Genomic DNA, 23,992 nt, shown 5'->3' with positions numbered 1-23,992 from the left:
AATCACTGCAGACACCTGTGAAGCAATTTCACTAGCGCGCCATGTCTGCTGCCAATACTTGCTTAACAAAAGCTTGCATTTTCTGGGGATCTTTCACTCCCTTGCTTGCTTCAACACCACCACTTACATCAACCGCGTAAGGTCGAGTCGCAGCCATTGCATCAGCCACATTATCTGGAGTCAAGCCACCAGCAAGGATGATACGAGGGCCATCTTTTGGCACCAGCGACCAATCAAACTGCTCACCTGTACCACCAGGCACCCCTTCAACAAAGGCATCTAACAACAAAGCATTCGCCTGATCAAAAGTTTGCAAGGCTTGCGCCACGGCTTGTTTATCTTTGACGCGCACGGCTTTATACCAGCTCTTATCAAATGCTTGGCAAAACGCTTGCGACTCATTGCCATGAAATTGCAGCACATCGACCCCAACTTCATTGATCACTTGTTTAACCAAGCTTTCTGACGGATCGACCAATAAGGCCACTTTGCTAACAAACGGTGGCAATGCGCGAGCAATGGCCGCAGCCTCGGCAATGGTTACACTGCGCGGACTGTTCGGATAAAAAACCAGTCCTATGGCATCAGCGCCCGCGGCCACGGCGGCCAAGGCATTTTCTGGGGTTCGCAGCCCACAAATTTTAATTCTGGTTCGCATGGTCAATCCAACTTAAAAAAACGGGTTCACGATAGGTGCAAGGCAACTCAAACTTTTTATCATAGTCTACCCCAGTAAACGTTAGGCCTTCCGGCGGCGCTGTAATACCAGCTTGTCTGCGATCACGTTTGGCAAACACCTCAGCCAACCAATCAACCGGGTAGTCGCCGGCACCAATTTGCATTAGCGAACCAGCAATATTGCGCACCATATGATATAGAAAGGCGTTCGCTTTCACATCTATGGTAACCATATCGCCATATCGCTCAACACGAATAAAATGCAGATTTTTCACCGGTGAGTGAGCCTGACAATGAGCAGCACGGAATGAACTAAAGTCATGCTCACCTACTAGCAGTTGCGCTGCCGCATGCATTTTTTCAACATCGAGCGGATGGCGATACCATGCCAAACCACGGCGATTGATCGCATGTGGGTAGTCACGGTTAACAATACAATAGCGATAGCGTCGGGCCTGTGCACTAAAACGCGCATGAAAACTGGCAGGCATTTTTTTTGCCCACTGAATACTGCAGCCATCTGGCAGATGGCGGTTAGATCCCAGTATCCAAGAATGTATTGGGCGCTCAACACTGGTATCAAAGTGAACCACTTGCACACTCGCACTCACACCCGTATCGGTTCTGCCGGCACAGGAGAAGCGGACAGCTTCATTAGCAATTTTACCAACGGCTGTTTCCAACACCCCTTGCACAGTAGGAAACGCATTGGTTTGCAGCTGAAAACCATAAAACGCTTGCCCATCGTACTCTACGCCTAGCGCATAGCGGTGGATTTTATCTGGGGCATCTGGACGAAATTCTTCAGTCATATCTCACAACAAAAAAAGCACCGACAAGCGGTGCTTTTTACCAAAGTTTCCGGCGAAATACTAAAGAAAGTCACCGCCGAACAAATAATAAAGCCTAGTTCAGCTCACTTAGTAACGACTGTGCTTGTGACTTCTGCTCGTCATCACCGTCTGCTATCACTTCTTGCAAAATGTCGCGAGCCGACTCAACGTCTTCCATATCAATGTAGGCGCGAGCCAAGTCAAGCTTGGTACCAAACTCATCTGCACTGCTCAAAATACCGAAGTCGTCGTCAGAGTCATCATCGAGTGAATCTGGTGCATCACTCGACACTTGCACAGGATCATTCATCGATGCTTCAAGTTCGCTGCTTAGCTCATCGAAGTCTGCATCTAGGTCGCCAAAATCAAGACCCATATCAAGCTCAGCATCTTTTACCTGCTCTTCTGGCTCTTCAACATTCTCAAACTCTGGTGCTTCCCAGCTCTCCTCAGCTGCAGGTAATTCTGAATCAACCGGTTCAACTGCTGGCACTTCATCAAAATCAAACTCATTGCTTGGTGCTTCCGCTGCAGGGGTTTCAGCTTCTGGCGTTGCATCTGATTCTGGCAGATCGAAATCCATGCCTGAATCAGCGGCAAAGTCATCGCCACTGTCAGGCGATTCATCGACAGATGACTGCGACTCAGGGGCTGGCGCATCAAAATCGAAATCTAGGCCGTCGTCCTGCTCGCTTGCAGGCTCATCAAAACTGTAATCAAGCTGTTCTTCAGTGAGATCCATGCCTTCAGCAATTGGTTCAGGCGCATCAAAGTTTAGATCATTCGACTCATCAACATCCAAGGCTGCTTCTGCAGCGCTTTCAGGCGAATCTAGATTCAGCTCTTCGCCTTCATCAAAGCTCGTTTCATCAAATGACAAGTCGTTATCGGCTGTCTCGTTGAAGTCCATCGACAGGTCGACATCATCAGACGAGTCAGGCAGAGCAACTTCATTTTCACTCAGCTTGGCTTGCAACGCTTGCAGCTTTTCAGCCGGCAGGTCAACTCGGTGTGCAATGACTTCAAAACGGTCACGCAAACCGGCCTCAGCGAGTACTTCAAGGCGTTTTTCGTCAACCAAATGCGACGCAACACCACGACCTTCTACCGCATCAAGCTCATCCATCGCCTGATCGAAGTGACCAAAAGCTAAGTACATCTCGGTGTTTGAGAAAGGATTTTCTTCGTCTGGCTCGCTGCTATTTTCCGCAGCTTCCGGCGCCTCATGATCAGCCTCAGGCAACGAATCGACCTCTTCATCAAAGCCATCCAGTGCGTCCAGATCTTCCTCTTCCAAATCATCGAGGTCATCTTCTTTACGACGACGTGTTACGAGTACAATTGCACCGGCAACAATGATAAAAGCACCTAGACCAACAATGGCAGCATTTAGAATATTACCTGTCAGCCAATTCGTCACCTTGGTTAATAGATTTGGCTCTGGCTCAGGCACTACCGCTACAGGTGCAGGTGTTGGCGTTAAGGTTGGCGTTGGGCTTGCCGCAACAGGCGCGGCTTCATTACTGGTAGGCGTTTCCGCTGCAACGGGCGTTGCATCGACCATTACCTCGCCCACTGCACCGGTGGCGTTCGGCGTTGGCGTCGCTGTAGCTGCAATCACGGCAGCCGTTTCGCTTTGCAAATCAATTAGGCGCTGCATGTCTTGCAGGCTTTGCTCTAAGTCGGCAATACGAGAGTTTAACAACTCGTTTTGGCGCGACAGACGGTCCACTTCGTCTTGCGAAATGGCCAGCTCATTTTCTAGCTGCTCAACCTTGTTGGCATCATCTGGATTGCTTTCGCTCACCACCTCCAAACGCCCGTCAGCATCCTGCTCAGCCTGCACCGGCTCATCTGGCTGAGTAGGTGTGGCAATAAGCGTCTCTTCTTGCGCTACCGGAGCACCGCTGCTGAACGCACGATTTTGCTCGGCGACCAACTGATCGGCTTGGTTTGCTGCATAACGACGAACGTCATCAGCACTTGGCAAATCAAGTACACTGCCCGCTTTTATCAGGTTAATGTTGCCATTAAGGAACGCATTCGGGTTCATTCGTTGGATAGCAACCATGGTTTGATTTACCGACGCGCCTTGAGGTCGGCTGTCGCGTGCAATCACCCAAAGTGTGTCGCCACTTTCAACGCGGTATTGACCACTTGGCAGCTGCTCATTGCGTACTGGGCGTTCAGTTGTCGTGGTGACTGTTTCATTGCGGCTGGTTATGGTGGCGGTCGATGTAATATTGCCGCCCTGCGATGGCGCAACCGGTTGCGACGTCCCCGCATCATTGTTTGTTGCAACACGAATTTCAGGTAGGGCAGATTTGCCAGCCACACTCGGCGGGTCGAGCAGAACTGTATATTCTTTTAACAAGCGGCCAGTAGGCCAATTCACTTCCAGCAAGAATGATAAGTAGGGCTCAACCACTGGCTGCGAGGTTGTCACACGAATCTTGCTTACGCCGTCGCTGTCGACGAAAGGTTCAAACTTTAAGTTGGAAAGGAAAAAGAAGCGTTCAATACCCGCTCTCTGAAAGTCCTCGTTATCAGCTAGTTCTGGCTGGATATCTGTTAGCGCCAGGCCATCAATATCAGCTAATACAATTTCTGCACTCAACGGCTCATTTTGTGCAGAGTCTAGTTGGATACTGCCAAGCCCTAAGGCCATCGCCGGCGCAGAATACAAACTACCAGCGGTAGCGACCGCTAAGGCGAGTTTACGTAGCATCTGTCAGTTCCTTTCCCAATTATTCTATTCGTTTATTTCGCAATATATCGAATTCGCTTTAGTTTAGCGAATTTTGCGTTATTTCACTAAGTATTAAAGATTCGCGACGACGAATCAATCACTGAGCGCTATTCCGGCAATAAAAAAGGCCGGTATGAAACCGGCCTAGATCAATCTTTTGAATTAGATCACTGTTCAACCAAAATTCCTAGCATGCGGCGCAGCGGCTCAGCAGCACCCCACAGCAACTGGTCGCCAACGGTGAAGGCTGAAATATATTCGCCACCCATTGCCAGTTTACGGATTCGGCCAACCGGAATCTTTAGGGTGCCTGTGGCGTATGCTGGCGTCAACTTCTGCATCGTTGCTTCTTTGTCGTTCGGCACCACTTCAACCCAATCGTTGTGCGCAGCTAAGATTTTTTCAATCTCGGCAACCGGCAAATCCTTCTTCAACTTAATCGTTAATGCTTGGCTGTGAGAGCGCATGGCGCCAATACGAACACAGATACCGTCGATAAACACTGGATTGTCAGAACGACCAACGATTTTGTTCGCTTCAACCTGTGCTTTCCACTCTTCTTTACTCTGACCTGACGGTAACGCCTTGTCGATCCATGGAATCAAGCTACCAGCAAGCGGGGCGCCAAAATTTTCCGTTGGAAATGCTTCACTACGCAATGTCTCGGTAACTTTTTTGTCTAGCTCAAGAATTGCTGCCGACGGATTTTCTTCTGCTGTTTTACCCAGCGCACTCATCTGCGCCAGCAGCTCCTTCATGTTGCGGGCACCAGCACCTGACGCAGCTTGATAAGTATGTGGCGTTACCCACTCAACTAAGTCTTGCTCGAATAGACCACCAATCGCTAGCAACAGTAATGACACGGTACAGTTACCGCCCACATAGGTTTTCGTACCAGCTTTTAAAGCATCATCGATCACACTGCGGTTAACTGGATCTAGAACAATGACAGCATCATCTTGCATACGCAGTGATGACGCTGCATCGATCCAGTAGCCATTCCAACCTGAATCACGCAATGGCTGGTAGACTTCTGATGTGTAGTCGCCGCCTTGGCAGGTTACAATCACGTCTTGCTCAGCTAACAGTTTGATATCTGTTGCATCTTGCAGTGGCGTTGCCTCGCCAGCGAAATCTGGGCCTAGCTGACCAGCTTGCGAGGTGGTAAAAAAAGTTGCAGAGATGTTGTTAAAATCACCTTCTTCCTGCATACGGTCCATCAGTACTGAGCCGACCATACCACGCCAGCCTACAAAACCTACTTTCAACATAAAAACTCCAAAAACTTATGCATTCAATGCTGCAACGACTGCATCACCCATGGCAGTTGTTGAGACAGCTTGTTCATCTTTTGTTGCGATATCTGCAGTACGCAAACCTTGATCTAGTACTGCTACAACTGCTTGTTCGATCGCATCGGCAGCAGCTAACTCACCCAGTGAGTAGCGCAACATCATGGCAACAGACAAAATGGTTGCCAGCGGGTTAGCCACATTTTGGCCAGCAATATCAGGGGCACTGCCGTGAATTGGCTCGTACATACCCTTGCCCGCTTGATCCAGTGACGCCGACGGAAGCATGCCGATTGAACCTGTTAGCATGGCTGCACAGTCTGATAAGATGTCACCGAACATATTACCCGTTACCATAACATCAAACTGCTTTGGCGCGCGAACGAGCTGCATTGCGGCATTGTCAACATACATGTGCGACAGCTCGACTTCAGGGTAATCTTTAGCCACCTCTTCCATGATTTCGCGCCACAACACAGTCGCTTCTAGTACGTTTGCTTTGTCTACCGAGCAAACACGCTTATCGCGCTTCATTGCCGCCTCGAATGCAACAACAGCGATACGACGGATTTCCGATTCACTATAAACGTATGTGTTAAAGCCCTCGCGCTCACCATTTTCTAGTGTGCGAATACCACGCGGCTGACCAAAATAGATACCACCGGTCAATTCACGCACGATTAACAAGTCCAAACCGGATACTACTTCTGGCTTAAGCGTAGAAGCCGACGCCAGCTGAGGGTATAACAAGGCAGGACGTAAGTTACCAAACAAACCAAGCTGCGAGCGAATGGCTAACAATCCCTTTTCAGGGCGAATTGCCATATCTAGGGCATCCCATTTAGGACCACCAACAGCACCTAACAAAATCGCATCTGCCGCTTTTGCCGCTGCATCGGTTGCTTCTGGGTAGGGTTTCCCTGTCGCATCAATGGCAGCACCACCAATAAGTCCGTGACTCGTTTCGATATCGAGGTCAAACTTGGCAACCACTGCCGCCAGCACTCTTTCGGCTTGTGATACAATTTCAGGGCCAATACCATCACCTGGCAATACAAGTACTTTTTTCACTTTGATTCCTTACACGTCAGCAAACAACCATGGCGTTACCGCCTTACGCTGCTGCTCATAGTTCTTAATTTTGTCGGCTTCTTGCAAGGTCAGGCCTATGTCATCCAGGCCGTTTAATAAACAATGCTTGCGAAACGCATCCACCTCAAAGGCGAATCGTTCTTCGCCAGGGGTTACAACCACTTGCTCAGATAGATCAACCGTTAGCTGGTAACCTTCCGTTGCGGCCACTTCACTAAACAGCTGATCAACAATGGCATCGTCTAATACGATTGGTAACAGACCATTCTTGAAACAGTTGTTGTAGAAAATATCAGCAAAACTTGGCGCAATCACAGCACGAAAGCCATAATCGTCTAGCGCCCACGGCGCGTGCTCACGGCTCGAACCACATCCGAAGTTCTCACGTGCCAACAGTACCGAAGCACCTTGGTAGCGCGGTTGATTTAACACAAAACTCTCGTTTAATGGGCGCTTGCTGTTGTCCATGCCGGGCTGGCCAACATCAAGATAGCGCAACTCATCAAACAAATTAGGGCCAAAGCCGGTGCGCTTGATCGATTTCAAGAACTGCTTTGGGATAATCATGTCGGTATCAATGTTGGCACGATCCATTGGTGCAACGATACCCTGCTCTACGGTAAACGCTTTCATGCTTCCTCCACCATGGTACGTACATCGACAAAATGACCAGCAATGGCTGCTGCCGCTGCCATCGCTGGGCTAACTAGGTGTGTGCGCCCGCCAAAACCTTGGCGACCTTCAAAGTTACGGTTTGAAGTAGAGGCGCAGTGCTCACCCGCTCCTAGGCGGTCGGCATTCATCGCCAAGCACATTGAGCAACCTGGCTCACGCCATTCAAACCCAGCCTCGAGCAACACTTCATGCAAACCTTCTGCTTCGGCTTGAGCTTTAACCAAACCAGAACCCGGCACCACCATGGCTTGTTTAACCGAGCTTGCTACCTTGCGACCTTTGGCAACGGCTGCAGCCGCACGAATATCTTCAATACGCGAGTTTGTGCAAGAGCCAATGAACACACGATCCAACTGAATGGACTCGATGCTTTGCTCTGGTGCCAACCCCATATACTCATAAGCACGTTGCCAGTCTTTGCGCTGCACATCACTTTTAGCTTGTGCTAAAGCTGGCACCTTGCCCGACACTGGCACAACCATCTCAGGAGACGTTCCCCAAGACACTTGCGGCTCAATATCACTAGCGTTAATTTCCACTACCTTGTCAAACTGTGCATCAGCGTCTGATACTAGGGTGCGCCAGTAGTCAACTGCTTGCTGCCACTGCTCCGCTTTTGGTGCAAACGGGCGGTCTTTTAAATAGTCGATGGTTTTTTCATCCACCGCCACTAGCCCAACGCGAGCACCGGCTTCAATGGCCATATTGCACACCGACATACGACCTTCCATCGACAAGTCTCGAATGGCTTCACCGGCAAACTCAATGGCGCAACCATTGCCGCCAGCCGTGCCGATAACGCCAATCACATGCAAAACAATATCTTTACCGGTAATGCCAGGGCCAACCTTGCCATTCACCTGAACCAACATGTTTTTCATTTTGCGCTGCAACAAACACTGTGTCGCAAGCACATGCTCTACTTCACTGGTACCAATACCGTGGGCCAGTGCAGCAAATGCACCGTGGGTTGCCGTGTGCGAGTCACCACAAACAACGGTCATGCCAGGTAGCGTGGCACCTTGCTCTGGGCCGACTACGTGTACGATGCCTTGACGCTGGTCACCCATGGCAAACTGCATCACACCAAACTCATTACAGTTGTCATCAAGGGTTTGCACCTGAATTTTCGACACCGGATCAGCAATGCCATTGATGCCTTGCGTACGCTCGGCGGCACTGGTTGGCACATTGTGATCTGGCGTAGCTAGGTTAGCCGCTATGCGCCATGGCTTGCGCCCAGCAATGCGCAGCCCCTCAAACGCCTGTGGCGAGGTCACTTCATGCAACAACTGCCGGTCGATATACAATAATGACGTGCCATCATCGCGCGTATCCACGACGTGTGCGTCCCATAATTTGTCATATAAGGTTTTGCCCATAACGAGCTCCATTACTCACTCTGCAACACTGACAAATGATACGTCGGTTGCTACAATCACTCAAATTGATATTTTTCATAACATCTATAACCATGAGCTATGAATCTTGACTTACAAGGCTTGGCGGCCTTAGTAAAAATAGCCGAACTTGGATCATTTTCCGCCGCGTCCCAAGCCTTGCACATCTCACAACCTGCGGTGAGCAAGCGCATCAAGGTGTTAGAGGATGAGGTGGGCAGCCCTTTGTTCGATCGCATTGGTCGCAACCTACAGCTAACCGAGGCAGGCGCAGCATTAGTACCTATTGCCAAACGCATTATGGCAGAGCTTGATGAAGCCAGCCTGGTAATGAACAATTTAGCGCTACATGTGACTGGCACACTTAATATTGCCTGCAGCCACCATATTGGCATACACCGTTTACCGCATGTATTAAAGGCCTACCGGCAACTGCACCCAGATGTAAACCTAGAACTTCAGTTTATGAGTTCCGAGGAAGCGATTGCCGCACTCAAGCAGCGGCGCATAGAGTTGGCATTTATTACGTTGCCAAAACAACTGAGCAGCGAACTAAATGCCACCAAACTATGGCGCGATGAATTGTGTTTCGCCGCCTCAGGTGAACACCCATTGGCGAATAGAAAGCAGGTACAGCTTAACGAATTGGCCTACTCGGATTGCATCTTGCCTGAGACGAATACCACCACGTTCGAGCTAGTGGCGCAGCTATTTAGCCGCCACAAACTACCACTGCGACCAACCATTCCTGTGAATTATATTGAAACCATTCGCACGCTTGTAGCGAGCGGCCTTGGCTGGTCGGTACTGCCGCGCAACATGATCCAATCACCCTTGGTTGAATTGCCGGTTTCGGCGGCCACACCGGTGCGCCACCTTGGCTACTTAGCCATGCGCGGGCGCACCATGAGCAATGCTGCGAAACGTTTTATTGAGGTGTTGCACGCGCGGGCTTAATGAACAAGCGCCACAAAATAGGCATGACGATGATTGCCCCTAATAGCCCGAACAAGTGCGCCTGTACCATCACAGGCGCGCCTATGGCAGCATCTGTGGCAACAAAGCTAAAGCCAGGTATTTGCTCGAGCAACACTTTCGCTGAGATAAAGCCAGCCGCCAAGATGCGAATAGGAATGCTGTAGTTTGGTGCGAAAGCCAAGGCTACTACCAGCCAACCATACAGAACACCAGAAAAACCAAAATAGGCATTAAAGGCAGGATCGGCCTTGGCAACCTCCCAAATACCATAACCCACCAGCAAAAATAGCCACAAATTGAAAGGCAACGCCCGCCAATCCGTTAGCCAACGCGGCCCCACCCAAGCGATGATCGCCAACCCTAAAAAGTTCATCGCAAAGTGGGTGAGATTCATGTGCACTAGGTGGGTCGTGACAATACGCCACACCTGGCCTAACTCAACATACTGTTGATCAAAGTAGAAATATTGCTTCAACTGAAGAAAGGGTAGCTCAACGATTGCCATAAGTAGCACTAACAAGCCCCAACCAAAATACTGCTTTACTAATGTCATTATTATTCTCTTGCAGGTTTCCATCGCTGGTTCATAATGCCTTGCTTTATTCAACAAGCAAAGGGGTAATGCATGTGGTTTAAGAACCTCGTCATCTTTCCTATCAAAACCGATCAATTAGTCGACGATACCACGCTAGAACAGGCACTTGCTGAGCATGAATTTCAACCTTGCAGTCAGCAGCAACAAGTTAGCCTAGGCTTCTGCCCACCCCTGCCAGGCGGCGACGCATTTTGCTTCAACCAAGGGCATAACACCCTTATGGCCATTAAGCGCCAAGAGCGCCTATTGCCAAGCTCGGTTATTAGCGAAGCCTTGGCTGAAAAAGTAGAGCAGATTGAACAAAAAGAAAGTCGCAAAGTTGGTCGTAATGAGCGCCAGACGCTGAAAGATGAGATTACTTTTGAACTGCTACCACGCGCATTTACTCGCACCCAGCAACATTGGCTGTATATCAATCGCGACGCTGGTTATGTGATTATTGGAGTTGGCAGTGCCAGTCGCGCCGATGAGCTGTTATCACTATTGCGCGAGGCTTTGGGCACGCTGCCAGCGGTACCACTAGCCAGTAAACTGAATATCGCCAACCTACTTACCGAGACCTTCGTTGGTGAACATGGAGAATTGCTAGCCGCCGGAGATGAGTTTGAACTGCGCCAAACTGGCGAGACAGACACCATCACTCGCCACAAAAACCATGAACTATCGCTAGATGAATGCAAACAGCTCCTCGCCGACGACTGGCAAGTCAGCAAGCTTCTGTGTAACTGGCGTGATCGCATCCAGTTTATCTTGGACAAAGATGGGTTGATCAAGCGCATTAAGTTCAGTGAAACCCTGTTTGACGACAATGATGACTACCAAGACGACGATACCATGGCGGCTGCCACGGATTTCACCTTGCAAGCTGAACAGATTAACTATTTATTGCAAGATCTCAGCGATTTAGTCGCATAGGCATTCCCAAAACAAGCCAATTTGGGTTAGGCTGGCAAAAAAATTATAACAAGGGGAATGCAATGAGATTGCTAACTGCATTGCTACTCGTCGGTATCAGTTTTTTTGCCAGTGCTGACGCGGAATTAGTTTTAGACAGCTATGCCTTTATTGAGGTGCCCAAAGCGGGAGAGGTGGTTAAACAGCCGGTAGAGTTCGTTGATCCAGGCGACATTATTTTAATGGAGTTGCACATCAACAATATTGGCACCAGTGCTGCCACCAATTTTGAGGTCGATAACCCGATTCCAGAGCTCACCAAGCTTTATGAGTTACCTGAAGCGCGCTTCAATCCATTTGTTGGCAACGCCAACGGTCAGTTTTTTCCAGTCAGCCAATTGCAAGGTCAGCGCCTTGATCAGATCACCCAATTAAGGTGGACCATTCCACTGCTAGACGCTGGTGACCAGATCGTATTGCGGTTTCGCGTAATTGTTAATGCGCCCGACTAACTCGGGCGATAGCGGTTAAGATCAAACTCCAGTAACGCTTTCGCGGCATTGGTAACACTTTCCTGATGTTGATACTCAGCCTTGTGGCGCACACGGTCTTGCGCCTTGCGTTCGTTAACCGTTAGTTGCGCACGCGCGTCATGGGTATCAAGATCTTTTACTTGCTCGTACAAGCGCTCAAAGGCAACAAACCGTTGTTTATCGATATCTGACAAATTAATGTTGTCGAGCAGCACTTTTAAGCGGATGGCACCTTCTGAGATATTTAACTCACCTTCAACAATATGGCGCGCGATGACACGACAACTTTCGGCAACGTAATCGTGTTTACTTTGCTCAGTTTTTAGCCGTTGCGCTCGGCTTGCTTCAAGCTTGATGCGCTGCTGCTTTACTTGCCATAACAGGTACCCAGCATAGCCAGCCAAACCCAATACGATGGCAACCGCCAATATTATTAACCACATCACTATTTATTCATCTCTTGCCATTGGTCTAGGGTAAGGATTGTGCAAGATTCACTGGCTTCATCAAAAACAATATACAGCGACCCAGCGCGCAACCCTCTCTCAACATGTTGAACCTTATCTTCCAGCGTCCAATCTAGGTGTTCAATATCACTGGCACCACTGGTAACAAAGTTCTCAATAAGGTTACGTAAGGTAGCTGGTTCTAGTGCACTGACTGGGATAATCATATGATGTCGTGCGCCCATTCACAGGTTGCAATAACAATGCCTTGGTTGGGCAAGTGGCGAGTTTGATCTGATGTCCAGCTAAAACAATGTTTGCCCGACAATTCAGTTTCTAGCTGCACCCTAGCACTGGTCCAATAAAGCTGAGCGAGTACCGACTCAAACTTTTTCAGCCATGTTTGCCAGTAGTATTCCACCCCAGGGTAGCTCATAGAAAAATGTATTAACTGCGGCTGATGGGTACCAAACCCCTGCATACCACCATGCACAGAAAACTGGGTACTGATAATAGCCGGAAAGCCATCTTCGAAACCTAAGCTCTGAATGACTTGCCGGTTATGGCGACGGGCTGTCGCTAGATAATCTGGATCACTATCAGGCTCATCTACAATCAAGCCGTATACCAAGGATTCGCTTTCGCCAATCATTCACCAAACTCCACATCATAGGTGAGTAACAACTGCATAAAGGCGGCCTCATTGATTACCGGCACGGCCAACGACTCAGCTTTCGCCAGTTTACTGCCAGCACCGGGGCCAGCAACTACCTTAGTGGTTTTTTTCGACACACTGCCAGCCACCTTGGCACCTAGGCTTCGCAATGCGGCTTCCCCATCAGCACGACTTATCTGTTCTAACTTACCTGTCAGCACCCAGGTTTGACCAGCGAGCGGCTGTGGTCGATCATTGTCTTGCTCAATCTCTTGCCAATTAATGCCAGCGCTCACTAGGGCATCAATTTGCGCGGTGTTTTCTGGCTGGGCAAAAAAGTTATGAATATGCTCTGCCACAATGGGTCCAACATCATCTACTTCTTGTAGCACCCAATTGCCTTTCTCATCGCTAGGCACCAAAGCAGCCTCTTTTAGGGCCGCAAGCGTACCATATTGTGCAGCGAGGTTATTGGCAGTACTCACCCCTACTTCGCGAATACCTAGGGCGTATAAGAATTTGGCAAGGGTCGTCTTTTTACTGGCCTCAAGTGCTGCCAATACATTTTGTGCTGATTTTTCCGCCATACGTGGCAAAGACGCCAACTTGACAACGTCTAATTGAGTGTATAAATCGGCCGGCCCTTGTATCCAGTCACGCGCAACCAGTTGCTCTAGCAGCTTATCGCCTAGCCCGTCAACATCCATCGCTTTGCGCGAGACAAAGTGCTTAAGCGCTTCAACTCGCTGGGCCGAGCACACCAAACCACCCGTACAACGGGCTACCGCTTCACCTTCAACACGTTCGACATCACTGTGGCAAACTGGGCACTGACTTGGAAACTCAATGTCTAGTGCATCGTCTGGGCGCTGCGATAAGTCGACCGAGACGACCTGAGGAATCACTTCTCCCGCACGGCGTACACTGACCATGTCACCTATTTTCACCCCTAAACGAGCAATTTCATCTTGGTTGTGCAAGGTTGCATTACTCACCATTACACCAGCAACATTCACCGGCTCAAGGCGGGCGACTGGGGTGAGCGCACCGGTGCGACCTACCTGAAAATCAACACCCAATAATTTGGTCAGCTTTTCTTGCGCCGGGAACTTCCATGCAATGGCCCAACGGGGCGCTCGCGAAACAAATCCGAGCTCTTCTTGTTGGGCAAATTGATCAACCTTAAATACCAGGCCATCAATGTCGTAAGGCAGCGCTTCGCGCTTCGCCGACATCTCCTCAACAAATGCATGGCAGTCGTCGATTGATTGACAGCTTGCTTGCACATCATGGGTTGGCAGGCCCCATGCTTTTAGTTTTTCCATCAACTCACTATGGCAATCATAGCCGTCCTGCCCTTGCGCCACGCTATAAGCACAAAACTTAAGTGGTCGTTTGGCAGTCATAGCAGAATCGAGTTGGCGCAGGCTACCACTGGCGGTGTTGCGTGGATTGGCATATGTTTTTTCGCCGGCCAACTCTGCTTTTTTATTAAGTTGTTCAAAGTCCGCTTTATGGATGACCACCTCGCCACGCACTTCTAGTACAGCAGGATAGTCGCCAACCAGCTTTAATGGCACATTGCGTATCGTACGCACATTGGCCGTTACATCTTCGCCTGTTAAGCCATCACCTCGGGTTGCCCCACGAACCAGTTCACCATCGCGATACAATAAAGAAAGCGCCACGCCATCGAGCTTTGGCTCGCCCACGTAAGTGACTTGTGCAACACCAAGCCCCTCGCAGACGCGACGGTCAAAATCCACCAGCTGTTCAGCATCAAAGGCATTGTCGAGCGAGAGCATTGGCACATCATGCGTGACCGACGTAAACCCCTGCGCCACCGCACCCCCAACACGTTGGGTTGGTGAATCGGCTGTTACAAGGCTGGGGTGCTGCGCTTCTAATTGGCGCAATTGATTTAATAACGCATCGTATTCGCTGTCTGGAACCAGAGATTCGTTATTAACATAATAGGCATGGTCGAGCTGGCGGATGCGCTCGACGAGCGCGCGCACCTGTTGAGAAACGGTATCTGTTGTCATAATCGGTCTAATGCGGAATCATCTGCGCGCGCTGATATTCAGTTATACGCTGTTGATAATGTTCGATTGTTTGCGGCGTTAGTACACTGCGCTGATCATCGAGCAAAGCAGCCGAGAACTCTTCAGCTAAAAACTTCGCTACCTTGTACATATGATCCAATGCTGCCTTGGCATCGCCAGGGTGTGGCAACTGCAGGAACAAACTAACACCCGGTGTCGTTTGATCAGCTAGGGTATCTGGGTTGAGCGTACCTGGGTTGACGCCATTAGCGATCGAGAACTGCAAGCGGCCCTGCTCATCATGGCTGTGAAAGATATCCATTTTACCGTGCTTTAAGTTGGCCGCTAGCAGGTTATCTAGCAAATCAGCCCCTTCAAACTCTGGCTGCCCGTCTTTGGCAAACACATGAATGATCAGCACCTCGTCAACCTCAACCGGCTCTTCAACTTGCTCTTGCGCCGACTCAGGTGCTTCAGGCTCGACTACTTCGTCTTCCAATGCTTCTAGCTCAGGTTCATCAAAGGCTTCGATCGGTGGTTCATAGTCAGGCAAAGGCTCGCCTTGCTCTACCTCATCAATTAGCATTGGCACCGGCTCATCATCGTCTTCATCAAGTCGTAATGTGCGTCGGCCATGATCCACCTCGTCAGCCGTCGCTTGGCGTTTTCTCACTGGGCTGACCATATCATCAGCATCAGCATTTGGCTTAATGTACTTACCTTGGTAACTATTCTTCGCCTTGACTCGGCGCCACGCGTCCCATGCGATAAATGCGATTACCACAATACTGAATAAAATTAGCCAATCGCGAATAAAATCCATGCTGTTATAGCCCCTTAAACCTCTGCCAATGCGGTAGCTTGCTCTAAATTAACGGTGACCGGTCGCGATACACCTGGTTCGTTCATCGTAACGCCAACCAGGCGGTGTGCTTTCTCCATCGCAACCTTGTTATGTGTAATATATATGAATTGTACTTGATCGGACATCGCCGATACTAATTCAGCGTAACGTCCAACGTTTGCATCGTCCAATGGTGCGTCCACTTCATCTAGCATGCAAAACGGCGCTGGGTTCAATTGGAAGATGGCAAACACTAATGCTAGCGCCGTTAGCGCTTTTTCACCACCAGAAAGTAGGTGGATGGTGCTATTTCGCTTGCCCGGCGGGCGAGCCATAATACTTACCCCAGTGGTGAGCATGTCATCATCGGTTAGTGCTAACCAAGCAGTACCACCACCAAACACCTTAGGGAACAGTTGCGACAGACCCGCATTAATGGCATTAAACGTAGTTTCAAAGCGCGTTTTGGTTTCGTTATCAATACGATCTATGGCCGCCTGCAGGGTGGTAAGCGCTTTGTTAAGCTCTTCGTCCTGCTGATCCAGGTAACGCTTACGCTGGCCTTGCACTTCATATTCATCAATCGCCGCTAGATTGATTGGCCCCAAACGTTCTATTTCCATTTTTAGCGCCGAAACACGTCGCTTCCAGCCTTCTTCATTGGCATCGTCTGGCATTTCTTGCAGCACCAACTGGACATTGATATCTGCCTCGTGCAACTGTTCTTGCAAGGCTTGCAAGCGGGTATCCACGGCAGCTTGTTTGGCACTGGTCGCCTCTAGCGCTTGCCGCTCGCTTAACTGTTTGTGGCCAATTTGCTTGATCTGATCGCGCAAACTGGCAATCGTCGCCTCGGTTTCAGTCGTCACCGCTTTGGCCTGTGCCATGCGTTTTTCACACTCGCCCTGCCACTCTGTTGCCTCTTGCAAAGCAAGCTGTGCCGCTTCAAGCTCACCCGAATCAACTGGCTTAACCGCTTGCGATTGGTTGATTTGCTCAACCAGTTCGCCAAGTTGCTCACCTGTGCGTTCGCTCGCCTGCTTGGCAGCGTTTAGTTGTTCGCGCAACTGGGTAGCTTGTATATCTAGCTGATGGCGTGCTTGGCGCGCATCATTGACTGCCGACTCACGCTCACCCACGAGCAAACGTAGGCGTTCAATTTCATCTTCAAGCAACAAAGCCTGCTCATCATCAGTGGCATCATTTTCTAGGTCTTCAAGGCGCATCTCGAGCTCTTCTAGCTCAATTGCAATTTCCTCAAGCTCATCAACCACTTGACTACGGGTTTGTGCCACGGCTTCGCGCTGGCTGGCAATTGCCTGCCACTGACTATTTAGCTCATTATACTGCGCTAAGGCTTCGTCATACTGCTGGCGCTGCAACTGTTCACCCGCTACCAAGTCTTGCAAGCGCTGCTGGCTACCAGATTGCTGCAATTGCAGTGATTCAATGTCGACATCAATATCTTCTAATGCGACCTCTAACTCATCGACCACAGCCGCTAAGCGAGTCTGTTCGCCATGCCAATCTTTTTGACTATCGGCACCGCGGCGCAGCGCCACATGATGTTGACCAAACCAGCGCCCATCGGGCAACACCACACTGTTATGCTGTGCCAACATTGCCGGCACCTGATCAACCGATTCACAGCAAAATACGTCAGCTAGCCAAATTGATAGATCAACCGGTGCTGACAGTTGGCTTGCTAAGCTTCCGGGCGCTGCAGGTGCTGCGTCACTGGTTTGCAACGCGAATAAATCTAGCTCTTGCGCATCCTGTAGCAGTTGACTGAGTCGAGCTAGGTCGTCGGTTACTGGGGCTGACAACAGATGACCTAACACGGTCATAATCGCCGGCTGCCAGCGCTCGTCATGCACGGTTAATAAATCCAGTAAGCGTGATTTGGCTAAGCCATTTTTTTCCAACCAATCATCGGCAGACGAAGCGCGCATTGCTGCGATTCGGCCATTGACCGTGGCCAAATCGGCTTTGGCATCCGATAATTCAGCCATATTGGCATCGCGTCGTTGGCGCAAGGCCTCTATTTTCGCCCGTGTTTCATTGGCCTGCTGTTCGACTACTTGGCGCTGCTCGGTAATGGCCTGCCAAGCTTCTTGTGCTTGTTCAGCATCAGCCTGTGCTTGTGCTAACGCTTGCTGGTCAAAGTCATCACCTTGTTCAGACATATTGGCTAACCGCGACTGTTCACGACTGCGGCGGCGCTGCAAGTTTGCAATTTGCTCTTTAATCGACGCTTGCTCGGCCTCTACCCCACCACTGGCTGACTGCAAGCGAATCAACTCGTGCTGACGCTGCTCTAGGCGCTGGCGCGCATCTTGCACTTGTTGCACCAGAGCAGCGAGCTCTGTGTCACTGGCAGATGTGTCCAGTGCTGCAAGGTTTTGCTGAAGTTGCTCTACTCGCAAGAGATCTTGCTCTTGGCGCTCTTCCAGTTCGGCTTCTTGCTGGCGCAGGGCTGAGATATCGGTATTGGCACGTTCGGCCTGTTGGCGGGTGAAGCTTAGCAACTGCTCAGCTTTGGCAACCTCAGTGCCCGCTTGATAGAAAGCCTGCTGCTGGCGCTCATAGTGGTCGGCTTGGTCACGCAGTGCAAGCTCATGCTGCTCAAGCAGTGTTTCACAACGAACTTGTTCGGTTTCAAGTTCAGTGACCGCAAGCTGGTGTTCAGACCACTGTGTCGCGAGTTCAGCTTTCGCCTGCTGCTGTGTTTGCCATTGCATGGCAGCTAGTTCAGCACGCTTTTGCCGCTCTTCTGCTTTTAACACTTTATAGCGCTTGGCGGTTTCAGCTTGCGTTTGCAGGTTGGCAAGCTGGCGGCCTAACTCATCACGCAAGTCAGTTAAACGCACCAAATTATCCTGCGTGCGCTGCATGCGCTGCTGAGTTTCTTTTCGACGTTCTTTATAGCGCGAGATACCTGCCGCTTCTTCAACATAGATGCGAAGCTCGTCAGGCTTAGATTCGATTAGGCGCGATATCATGCCTTGTTCGATGATGGCGTAAGAGCGGGGACCTAAGCCAGTCCCCAAAAATAGGTCCGTAATATCGCGGCGGCGGCACTTAGCTTGGTTGAGGAAGTAACTACTTTGCCCATCACGGGTGACAACCCGCTTTACCGAGACTTCATCATAGGCCGCATATTGGCCAATTAGGGTGCGGTCGGTGTTATCAAATATGAGCTCAACACTACACTGCCCAGCCGGGCGGCGCTGAGTTGAACCATTAAAAATCACGTCCGTCATCGACTCACCGCGCAACTGTTTGGCTGAGCTTTCGCCCATTACCCAGCGCACGGCGTCGATAACATTGGATTTACCACAGCCATTAGGCCCAACCACGGCCGTCATATTAGAAGGAAACGGCACCATGGTTGGATCGACAAAGCTTTTAAAACCAGCAAGCCGGATGGCCTTTAAACGCATGCTGCGATGAATCCTTTAACAAAGTGACAAGTCTCGGATTCTAACCAGCTCAGCACTTGAATGCCACTGCTAGCGTACCGGCTGATCAATGCTAAGCGTTAGTGGTACGTAGTCTTCTGGTATGTCTGCTAGTACAGGGGCCGATTGCCAATCTCCCTCCTGGGCAATAGCACTACCGGATTGCGACAACCTAGCAACAATTTCCAATGACTCAAAATCAAGCATTGAAATGCCATTTCCCATGCTATCCAAACTACTTAGGCGAACAGTCATTGGGAAGCGATCCACTAACACACGCCTAACCGCAACCGGCATGGTTGCGCCCTGTGGACGGGCGATGAGGAACAACACCGGGTAATCCTCAAGGTTAAGCCGATCCGCCTCTAGGTTGATCAGCACATCAAAGCCAACCCCTTCGATGGCAGCCAGCGCAGCCGGATCACCGCCAGCATTAACATAGGCACTACGCGCTTGCGCCATTGCCCCTTGAATGGCGGCTCGCTCTTGAGCATTCTCCAGCATTGGCAGTAATCGATTCCAAGCAGTAATAACTTGCAGCCAGTCTTCATTGGCAAAGCCCTGCACACCACGCAAGCCCAAACCTAGTTCACTATCCGGGTTAAGCTCTAGTGCTTTGTCTAACCACAACTCGGTCTGCTGATCGAACTGCTGCTGGTTTTGGTTAAAGCGGTTTTGTGCCAAGTTAGCGTAAACATAGGCTTCATCTAGTTCGGCGGGTGACTCTTGACGGTTTAGCGCCGCAAGCGTCGATAAGAAGGCTTGCTCGGCTTGTTCAAAACGCCCACCTTGACTGTACGCCAGTGCAAGACCTAACCAGCCCTCAATGTCTTTCGGGCGTTTATCTTGCCAAGCTTGCCACACCTGCAGTGCTTCGTTGCGCTCAGCTGGTGTATCAATACCCGCTTGCCGCATCGCCAATAACTGCAAGCCTTCCTGGGCTCCGTACTTTTGATATAACAACACCGAGCTGATGGCGACAAAGAGAACAGGCACGGCCACCCAAGCCATAGGCAGGCGCCGGTTAAGCTGCTGTTTTTGCGAGACTGATAACAGTGGGCGGGCAATTTCTGCTTCTTCTAAATCGAAGGCCAGCTGGTCAATCTCGCCCTCTTCTAGCGACAGTTTCAACTCATCGATACGTTTGCGAGCAATACGAACTTGCGTTTGCCACCTTGCATGCTCAAGCTGCGAGCCAATATTACGCTGCCACCCCCAATAAAGCGCTAGGCCTGCTATGGCGGTCATTACTCCGGCAACTAACCAAAACATTAGCGTTCCTCCAACAAACGATAGAACGCTTGTTTTTCATTTGCCGCGAGCGGCTCAACTTGGGCTGATTGGCGCTGGCGGACATAGGCAACAAACCAAAAAATACCAATCAACACAGATAGTGGTGCCACGGCATATATCACTAGCGTACCTGCCGTTAATGGTGGTTTGTAGGTAACAAAACGACCATAGCGGTCAATCATGTAATCAACAATGTCATCATCCGATTGCCCTTCCACCATCAAATCATAAACGCGTGCGCGAATGTCTTGGGCAATCTGAGCATTGGAGTCGGCAACATTGTTATTTTGACATTTTGGACAGCGAAGTTGATTGGTTAAATCACTATAGCGCTGAGCCATTTGTGGGTCATCAAATTGCCGGTCGAACTCACCGACAGCAGCAGCCTGGGCCAACAGCGGCAACATTAATAATAAGGCCAGCATCCACCTCATAAAGACTCCCAAATACTTTGCAATTCTTCACGCCACATCGTTCGCGTAACCTCACCAACCACTCGGTGGCGAATAATCCCCTGCCCGTCGATAAAATAGGTCTCAGGTGCACCATAAACGCCCAGATCTAAGCCATAGTTACCAATTGGGTCTTCCACATTAAGAAAATAAGGATTATGTAACTCAATTAGCCACTTTTTCGCCGCCAGTGGCTCGTCTTTGTAGTTTACCCCCACAATACGAATACCTTGCGCAGCGAGCTCGTTAAGCACTGGGTGCTCTGTGCGACACGCCGGACACCAAGTCCCCCAAATATTAAGCAGAAATGGACCATCTTGGGCGACTTCAGCGAGGTTAATCATCTCATCACCATCGAGCAGTTTCAGTGGCCGCTCCGGTAATGGTTGATTGAGCAATGCCGATTCTAAAATTGAGCTATCCGTTTCATCGCGCAGCGCAAAGAAGAACACCACAATCAAGGCGAAGACAAAGGTGAATGGCAATAATAACCATACTTTTTTCATGCTTGCCTCCGATAACGGCGATCCAGCACAGCCAACACGCCACCCAGTGACATCACAAGGGCACCAAGCCACAGGAATCGAACATAAGGTTTCACTTGTATACGAGCCGTCCAAGCACCACTGTCAAGCTGCTCGCCAAGTGACACATATAGGTCTCTATACAAGCGATCATCAATGCCTGCCTCGGTCATCATTTGGCGCGCAACGGTATAAAAGCGTTTTTCCGGATACAAGGTGGTGACTAACTCACCGCCTCGATAAACATCGAATACCCCTGTATCAGATACCCAGTTCGGGCCCTCAACATGTTTAATGCCCTTGTAATGCAAGTCATAACCAGCAAACTCGATGCGGTCACCATCAACCAAACGCACATCTATCTTTTCTTCAAAGTGGGTAACAAATGCCGCACCCAGCACAACCATAATGACCCCTAGGTGGCCACACATCATGCCATACCAACTAGGTTGCTGGCGGCGCAGCACCTGCCATTTATTCGCTTTGCCCGCAATACGATGGTGAATTTCGCGCCCCGTACTGAGCAGTACCCAGACAATCGAAACTGCTGATACGACTAACCAGATGCTGAGCGCGTCGCCCATCCACCATGCCCAGCCCCAGCCCAGCACAACACTGGCCACGAGCATAACAAGCAGCCAGCGACCAAAACCATCTTGTTTATGCTGTTTCCAGCGCAGCAGCTGGCCCACCCCTACAGCAAATACCAAAAGCAGTGCAATGGGGTTAATCATCATATTAAAGAATGGCGCACCGATAGAGATCGAACCACCACCCATGGCGTCCCACACCAATGGCATTAATGTCAGAGCTAAAATAATAAAAGCACTGACCACTAGCAGGACGTTATTGATCAATAAGAATGACTCACGCGATAGCAAGTTAAAGCTTATGCTTTCTTTGAACCGGTTGGCGCGCAGAGCAAATAACAACAGCGACCCAGCAACAGTAATGGTTAATAAGCCTAAAATGAACATGCCACGATCCGGGTCATTAGCAAAGGCATGAACAGACGTCAGCACCCCAGAGCGAACCAAGAAGGTCCCAAGCAAAGAATAAGCAAAGGCAAAGATGGCCAAGAGCACTGTCCAGACTTTAAACCCCGAGCGTTTTTCTGTTACGGCAAGCGAGTGCATAAGCGCTGTGCCCACTAACCATGGCATGAGCGAGGCGTTTTCAACAGGGTCCCAGAACCACCAGCCCCCCCAGCCGAGTTCGTAATATGCCCACCATGAACCCAAGGCAATACCAAGGGTTAAAAATACCCAGGCGATGTCTGTCCATGGCCGAGCCCAGCGCGCCCAGGCCGAGTCAAATTGACCAGTAATCAGAGCGGCTACGGCAAAGGCGAACGCCACAGCAAAGCCGACATACCCCATATACAGCAACGGAGGATGTAGGATAAGGCCAATGTCCTGCAACAATGGGTTCAGGTCCTGCCCGTCCATTGGAATATTCGGCAATACCCGCTCAAATGGGTTGGAAGTCAGCAAGATAAACAACATGAAGCCGAACAGCACCAAGTTGATGACCGCTAGTACAACCGATACCAAGTCTTGCGGTAGCGAGCGTGATGCCAGTGCAACAGCAGCCCCCCAGCCCGATAGCATAAGCACCCATAGTACCATTGACCCTTCATGCCCGCCCCAAACGGCACTGACCTTGTAATACACTGGCAAGGTTGTGGTTGATTGAATAACCACATAAGCAAGCGAAAAATCATCAACAACAAATGCATATACCAGTAGCATAAACGCTAAGCCGATAAAGCCTGTCGTTACCAATGTTAACGGCTTAGCAGTGCCCATCAGGTTGGCGTATTGCCAACGCCAACCCAGCAACGGCAACAAACCCGCTAAGCCAGATAAAATGGTAGCCAAGATAATGGCGTAGAGCCCAAGCTCTGGAATCATTCGTAATCCCCACTATCGTAGTTTTGATAAGCATCATGTCCTGATGCCTTGAGACTTTCGGCAACTTCCGGTGGCAAATAGTTTTCGTCGTGTTTGGCAAATACTTCATCGGCAACAAATACGCCGTCGCCATTTAAACTACCTTGCGCAACAATGCCTTGGCCCTCGCGGAACAGGTCGGGCAGTATGCCGATGTACTGCATCACTAACTCGTTGCCACCATCGGTTACGGTAAACTGGGCAAAAAGGGTTTCTTCATCCCGACTCACTGAGCCATCTACCACTAAACCACCAGCGCGGAAGGTTTGCCCTGGTGAGGCAAGACCGTTGGCAATATCCGTTGGACTATAATAGAGATTGATCTGATTGCGCATAGCGATGCCGATAAAACTCAGTGCAAGCGCCAACACGGCCACACCAGCAAAAATTAAAATAAGCTTTTGTTTTCTATGCGCCTTCATCGGCGTAACTCCTCACGTGCCCGAATTCTTTTTTCACTCGCTAGCAAGCGCCACTTTTGCCATTTAATACTGACCAAACAGGCCGCTACTACCACCACGAACAAACCAACGGCTGACCAGACGTACGGCCCGTGCTTACCCATGGCAATAAACTCAGCGAAGCTGTCAAATTGAAACAT

At 50.1% G+C, this 23,992-nt stretch carries 23 protein-coding genes; 3 read left to right on the top strand and 20 right to left on the bottom strand.

Annotated elements, in window-relative coordinates; translation table 11 throughout:
* Positions 1 to 31: 31 nt before the first annotated feature.
* The 7 genes from DUW71_RS12540 to leuC all read right to left on the bottom strand — a co-directional run bounded on the left by DUW71_RS12540 (position 32) and on the right by leuC (position 8,701).
* Entirely contained in the window at positions 32 to 658 is a 627-nt protein-coding gene (locus DUW71_RS12540) for a phosphoribosylanthranilate isomerase (RefSeq protein ID WP_119395603.1), read from the bottom strand.
* On the bottom strand, positions 642 to 1,490 hold the full coding sequence (gene truA / locus DUW71_RS12535; RefSeq protein ID WP_119395602.1) for a tRNA pseudouridine(38-40) synthase TruA: 849 nt from the start codon (positions 1,488 to 1,490) through the stop codon (positions 642 to 644). Before truA ends, DUW71_RS12540 begins: the two co-directional genes overlap by 17 nt.
* Positions 1,491 to 1,584: 94 nt before the next feature.
* Positions 1,585 to 4,239, bottom strand: coding sequence for a FimV/HubP family polar landmark protein (locus tag DUW71_RS12530; RefSeq protein WP_119395601.1), 2,655 nt, complete (start codon positions 4,237 to 4,239; stop codon positions 1,585 to 1,587).
* A 188-nt stretch (positions 4,240 to 4,427) separates the two neighbouring features.
* On the bottom strand, positions 4,428 to 5,531 hold the full coding sequence (gene asd, locus DUW71_RS12525) for an aspartate-semialdehyde dehydrogenase (RefSeq protein WP_119395600.1): 1,104 nt from the start codon (positions 5,529 to 5,531) through the stop codon (positions 4,428 to 4,430).
* A 15-nt stretch (positions 5,532 to 5,546) separates the two neighbouring features.
* Positions 5,547 to 6,623: a 3-isopropylmalate dehydrogenase gene (gene leuB / locus DUW71_RS12520; RefSeq protein WP_119395599.1), complete on the bottom strand. Its 1,077-nt coding sequence runs from the start codon at positions 6,621 to 6,623 to the stop codon at positions 5,547 to 5,549.
* Between the two features lie 9 nt (positions 6,624 to 6,632).
* A complete protein-coding gene (gene leuD / locus DUW71_RS12515; protein ID WP_119395598.1) occupies positions 6,633 to 7,277 on the bottom strand; it encodes a 3-isopropylmalate dehydratase small subunit in 645 nt (214 codons plus the stop codon).
* Positions 7,274 to 8,701: a 3-isopropylmalate dehydratase large subunit gene (gene leuC / locus DUW71_RS12510; RefSeq protein WP_119395597.1), complete on the bottom strand. Its 1,428-nt coding sequence runs from the start codon at positions 8,699 to 8,701 to the stop codon at positions 7,274 to 7,276. Before leuC ends, leuD begins: the two co-directional genes overlap by 4 nt.
* A gap of 99 nt (positions 8,702 to 8,800) precedes the next feature.
* Between leuC and DUW71_RS12505 the strand changes: the two genes are divergently transcribed.
* Positions 8,801 to 9,676 (top strand): LysR family transcriptional regulator, encoded by an 876-nt coding sequence (locus tag DUW71_RS12505; protein ID WP_119395596.1) that lies wholly within the window; start codon positions 8,801 to 8,803, stop codon positions 9,674 to 9,676.
* Here the strand turns inward: DUW71_RS12505 and rrtA are convergent.
* Entirely contained in the window at positions 9,648 to 10,250 is a 603-nt protein-coding gene (gene rrtA, locus DUW71_RS12500) for a rhombosortase (RefSeq protein WP_158584057.1), read from the bottom strand. The genes DUW71_RS12505 and rrtA overlap by 29 nt on opposite strands.
* 72 nt (positions 10,251 to 10,322) lie before the next feature.
* On the opposite strand from rrtA, the gene DUW71_RS12495 reads away from it, so the two are divergent.
* Together DUW71_RS12495 and DUW71_RS12490 are read left to right on the top strand one after the other, a co-directional pair.
* On the top strand, positions 10,323 to 11,207 hold the full coding sequence (locus tag DUW71_RS12495) for a recombination-associated protein RdgC (protein WP_119395594.1): 885 nt from the start codon (positions 10,323 to 10,325) through the stop codon (positions 11,205 to 11,207).
* 62 nt (positions 11,208 to 11,269) lie between these two features.
* Positions 11,270 to 11,698, top strand: coding sequence for a hypothetical protein (locus DUW71_RS12490; protein ID WP_119395593.1), 429 nt, complete (start codon positions 11,270 to 11,272; stop codon positions 11,696 to 11,698).
* On the opposite strand, the gene DUW71_RS12485 is transcribed toward DUW71_RS12490, so the two are convergent.
* From DUW71_RS12485 to ccmD, 12 genes are all read right to left on the bottom strand, one after another.
* Positions 11,695 to 12,162, bottom strand: coding sequence for a DUF2489 domain-containing protein (locus DUW71_RS12485; protein WP_119395592.1), 468 nt, complete (start codon positions 12,160 to 12,162; stop codon positions 11,695 to 11,697). The genes DUW71_RS12490 and DUW71_RS12485 overlap by 4 nt on opposite strands.
* A 2-nt stretch (positions 12,163 to 12,164) precedes the next feature.
* Entirely contained in the window at positions 12,165 to 12,392 is a 228-nt protein-coding gene (locus DUW71_RS12480; RefSeq protein ID WP_158584053.1) for a YheU family protein, read from the bottom strand.
* On the bottom strand, positions 12,389 to 12,817 hold the full coding sequence (locus tag DUW71_RS12475; RefSeq protein WP_119395590.1) for a hypothetical protein: 429 nt from the start codon (positions 12,815 to 12,817) through the stop codon (positions 12,389 to 12,391). Before DUW71_RS12475 ends, DUW71_RS12480 begins: the two co-directional genes overlap by 4 nt.
* Positions 12,814 to 14,865 carry an NAD-dependent DNA ligase LigA gene (gene ligA / locus DUW71_RS12470; protein ID WP_119395589.1) on the bottom strand — a complete coding sequence of 684 codons (2,052 nt, stop codon included), beginning with the start codon at positions 14,863 to 14,865 and terminating at the stop codon, positions 12,814 to 12,816. Before ligA ends, DUW71_RS12475 begins: the two co-directional genes overlap by 4 nt.
* A 7-nt stretch (positions 14,866 to 14,872) precedes the next feature.
* Positions 14,873 to 15,688: a cell division protein ZipA gene (gene zipA / locus DUW71_RS12465; RefSeq protein WP_119395588.1), complete on the bottom strand. Its 816-nt coding sequence runs from the start codon at positions 15,686 to 15,688 to the stop codon at positions 14,873 to 14,875.
* 14 nt (positions 15,689 to 15,702) lie between these two features.
* The gene (gene smc / locus DUW71_RS12460; protein ID WP_119395587.1) at positions 15,703 to 19,152 is read right to left on the bottom strand and encodes a chromosome segregation protein SMC; all 3,450 of its coding nucleotides are present in this window, start codon (positions 19,150 to 19,152) and stop codon (positions 15,703 to 15,705) included.
* A 69-nt stretch (positions 19,153 to 19,221) separates the two neighbouring features.
* Positions 19,222 to 20,442, bottom strand: a complete 1,221-nt coding sequence (gene ccmI / locus DUW71_RS12455) for a c-type cytochrome biogenesis protein CcmI (RefSeq protein ID WP_119395586.1) — start codon at positions 20,440 to 20,442, stop codon at positions 19,222 to 19,224.
* Entirely contained in the window at positions 20,442 to 20,897 is a 456-nt protein-coding gene (locus DUW71_RS12450; protein ID WP_119395585.1) for a cytochrome c-type biogenesis protein, read from the bottom strand. Before DUW71_RS12450 ends, ccmI begins: the two co-directional genes overlap by 1 nt.
* Positions 20,894 to 21,421, bottom strand: a complete 528-nt coding sequence (locus tag DUW71_RS12445; RefSeq protein ID WP_119395584.1) for a DsbE family thiol:disulfide interchange protein — start codon at positions 21,419 to 21,421, stop codon at positions 20,894 to 20,896. The genes DUW71_RS12450 and DUW71_RS12445 overlap by 4 nt, the downstream gene beginning before the upstream one ends.
* The gene (locus DUW71_RS12440; RefSeq protein WP_119395583.1) at positions 21,418 to 23,352 is read right to left on the bottom strand and encodes a heme lyase CcmF/NrfE family subunit; all 1,935 of its coding nucleotides are present in this window, start codon (positions 23,350 to 23,352) and stop codon (positions 21,418 to 21,420) included. Before DUW71_RS12440 ends, DUW71_RS12445 begins: the two co-directional genes overlap by 4 nt.
* On the bottom strand, positions 23,349 to 23,813 hold the full coding sequence (ccmE, locus tag DUW71_RS12435) for a cytochrome c maturation protein CcmE (protein ID WP_119395582.1): 465 nt from the start codon (positions 23,811 to 23,813) through the stop codon (positions 23,349 to 23,351). The genes DUW71_RS12440 and ccmE overlap by 4 nt, the downstream gene beginning before the upstream one ends.
* The gene (gene ccmD / locus DUW71_RS12430) at positions 23,810 to 23,992 is read right to left on the bottom strand and encodes a heme exporter protein CcmD (RefSeq protein ID WP_119395581.1); all 183 of its coding nucleotides are present in this window, start codon (positions 23,990 to 23,992) and stop codon (positions 23,810 to 23,812) included. Before ccmD ends, ccmE begins: the two co-directional genes overlap by 4 nt.

It is taken from the genome of Salinibius halmophilus (genome assembly GCF_003577475.1).
Taxonomy (GTDB): Bacteria; Pseudomonadota; Gammaproteobacteria; order Pseudomonadales; family Natronospirillaceae; genus Salinibius; species Salinibius halmophilus.
Note: the sequence above shows the minus strand (reverse complement) of the source record. Positions and strands in the feature narration are given on the sequence as shown.

Excerpts from the sequence above, each read along its gene's own strand:
- DUW71_RS12540 (WP_119395603.1), bottom strand. The coding sequence starts at position 658 with ATGCGAACCAGAATTAAAATTTGTGGGCTGCGAACCCCAGAAAATGCC.
- truA (WP_119395602.1), bottom strand. The coding sequence starts at position 1,490 with ATGACTGAAGAATTTCGTCCAGATGCCCCAGATAAAATCCACCGCTAT.
- DUW71_RS12530 (WP_119395601.1), bottom strand. The coding sequence starts at position 4,239 with ATGCTACGTAAACTCGCCTTAGCGGTCGCTACCGCTGGTAGTTTGTAT.
- asd (WP_119395600.1), bottom strand. The coding sequence starts at position 5,531 with ATGTTGAAAGTAGGTTTTGTAGGCTGGCGTGGTATGGTCGGCTCAGTA.
- leuD (WP_119395598.1), bottom strand. The coding sequence starts at position 7,277 with ATGAAAGCGTTTACCGTAGAGCAGGGTATCGTTGCACCAATGGATCGT.
- leuC (WP_119395597.1), bottom strand. The coding sequence starts at position 8,701 with ATGGGCAAAACCTTATATGACAAATTATGGGACGCACACGTCGTGGAT.
- DUW71_RS12505 (WP_119395596.1), top strand. The coding sequence starts at position 8,801 with ATGAATCTTGACTTACAAGGCTTGGCGGCCTTAGTAAAAATAGCCGAA.
- rrtA (WP_158584057.1), bottom strand. The coding sequence starts at position 10,250 with ATGACATTAGTAAAGCAGTATTTTGGTTGGGGCTTGTTAGTGCTACTT.
- DUW71_RS12495 (WP_119395594.1), top strand. The coding sequence starts at position 10,323 with ATGTGGTTTAAGAACCTCGTCATCTTTCCTATCAAAACCGATCAATTA.
- DUW71_RS12490 (WP_119395593.1), top strand. The coding sequence starts at position 11,270 with ATGAGATTGCTAACTGCATTGCTACTCGTCGGTATCAGTTTTTTTGCC.
- DUW71_RS12485 (WP_119395592.1), bottom strand. The coding sequence starts at position 12,162 with ATGTGGTTAATAATATTGGCGGTTGCCATCGTATTGGGTTTGGCTGGC.
- DUW71_RS12480 (WP_158584053.1), bottom strand. The coding sequence starts at position 12,392 with ATGATTATCCCAGTCAGTGCACTAGAACCAGCTACCTTACGTAACCTT.
- DUW71_RS12475 (WP_119395590.1), bottom strand. The coding sequence starts at position 12,817 with ATGATTGGCGAAAGCGAATCCTTGGTATACGGCTTGATTGTAGATGAG.
- ligA (WP_119395589.1), bottom strand. The coding sequence starts at position 14,865 with ATGACAACAGATACCGTTTCTCAACAGGTGCGCGCGCTCGTCGAGCGC.
- zipA (WP_119395588.1), bottom strand. The coding sequence starts at position 15,688 with ATGGATTTTATTCGCGATTGGCTAATTTTATTCAGTATTGTGGTAATC.
- smc (WP_119395587.1), bottom strand. The coding sequence starts at position 19,152 with ATGCGTTTAAAGGCCATCCGGCTTGCTGGTTTTAAAAGCTTTGTCGAT.
- ccmI (WP_119395586.1), bottom strand. The coding sequence starts at position 20,442 with ATGTTTTGGTTAGTTGCCGGAGTAATGACCGCCATAGCAGGCCTAGCG.
- DUW71_RS12450 (WP_119395585.1), bottom strand. The coding sequence starts at position 20,897 with ATGAGGTGGATGCTGGCCTTATTATTAATGTTGCCGCTGTTGGCCCAG.
- DUW71_RS12445 (WP_119395584.1), bottom strand. The coding sequence starts at position 21,421 with ATGAAAAAAGTATGGTTATTATTGCCATTCACCTTTGTCTTCGCCTTG.
- DUW71_RS12440 (WP_119395583.1), bottom strand. The coding sequence starts at position 23,352 with ATGATTCCAGAGCTTGGGCTCTACGCCATTATCTTGGCTACCATTTTA.
- ccmE (WP_119395582.1), bottom strand. The coding sequence starts at position 23,813 with ATGAAGGCGCATAGAAAACAAAAGCTTATTTTAATTTTTGCTGGTGTG.
- ccmD (WP_119395581.1), bottom strand. The coding sequence starts at position 23,992 with ATGTTTCAATTTGACAGCTTCGCTGAGTTTATTGCCATGGGTAAGCAC.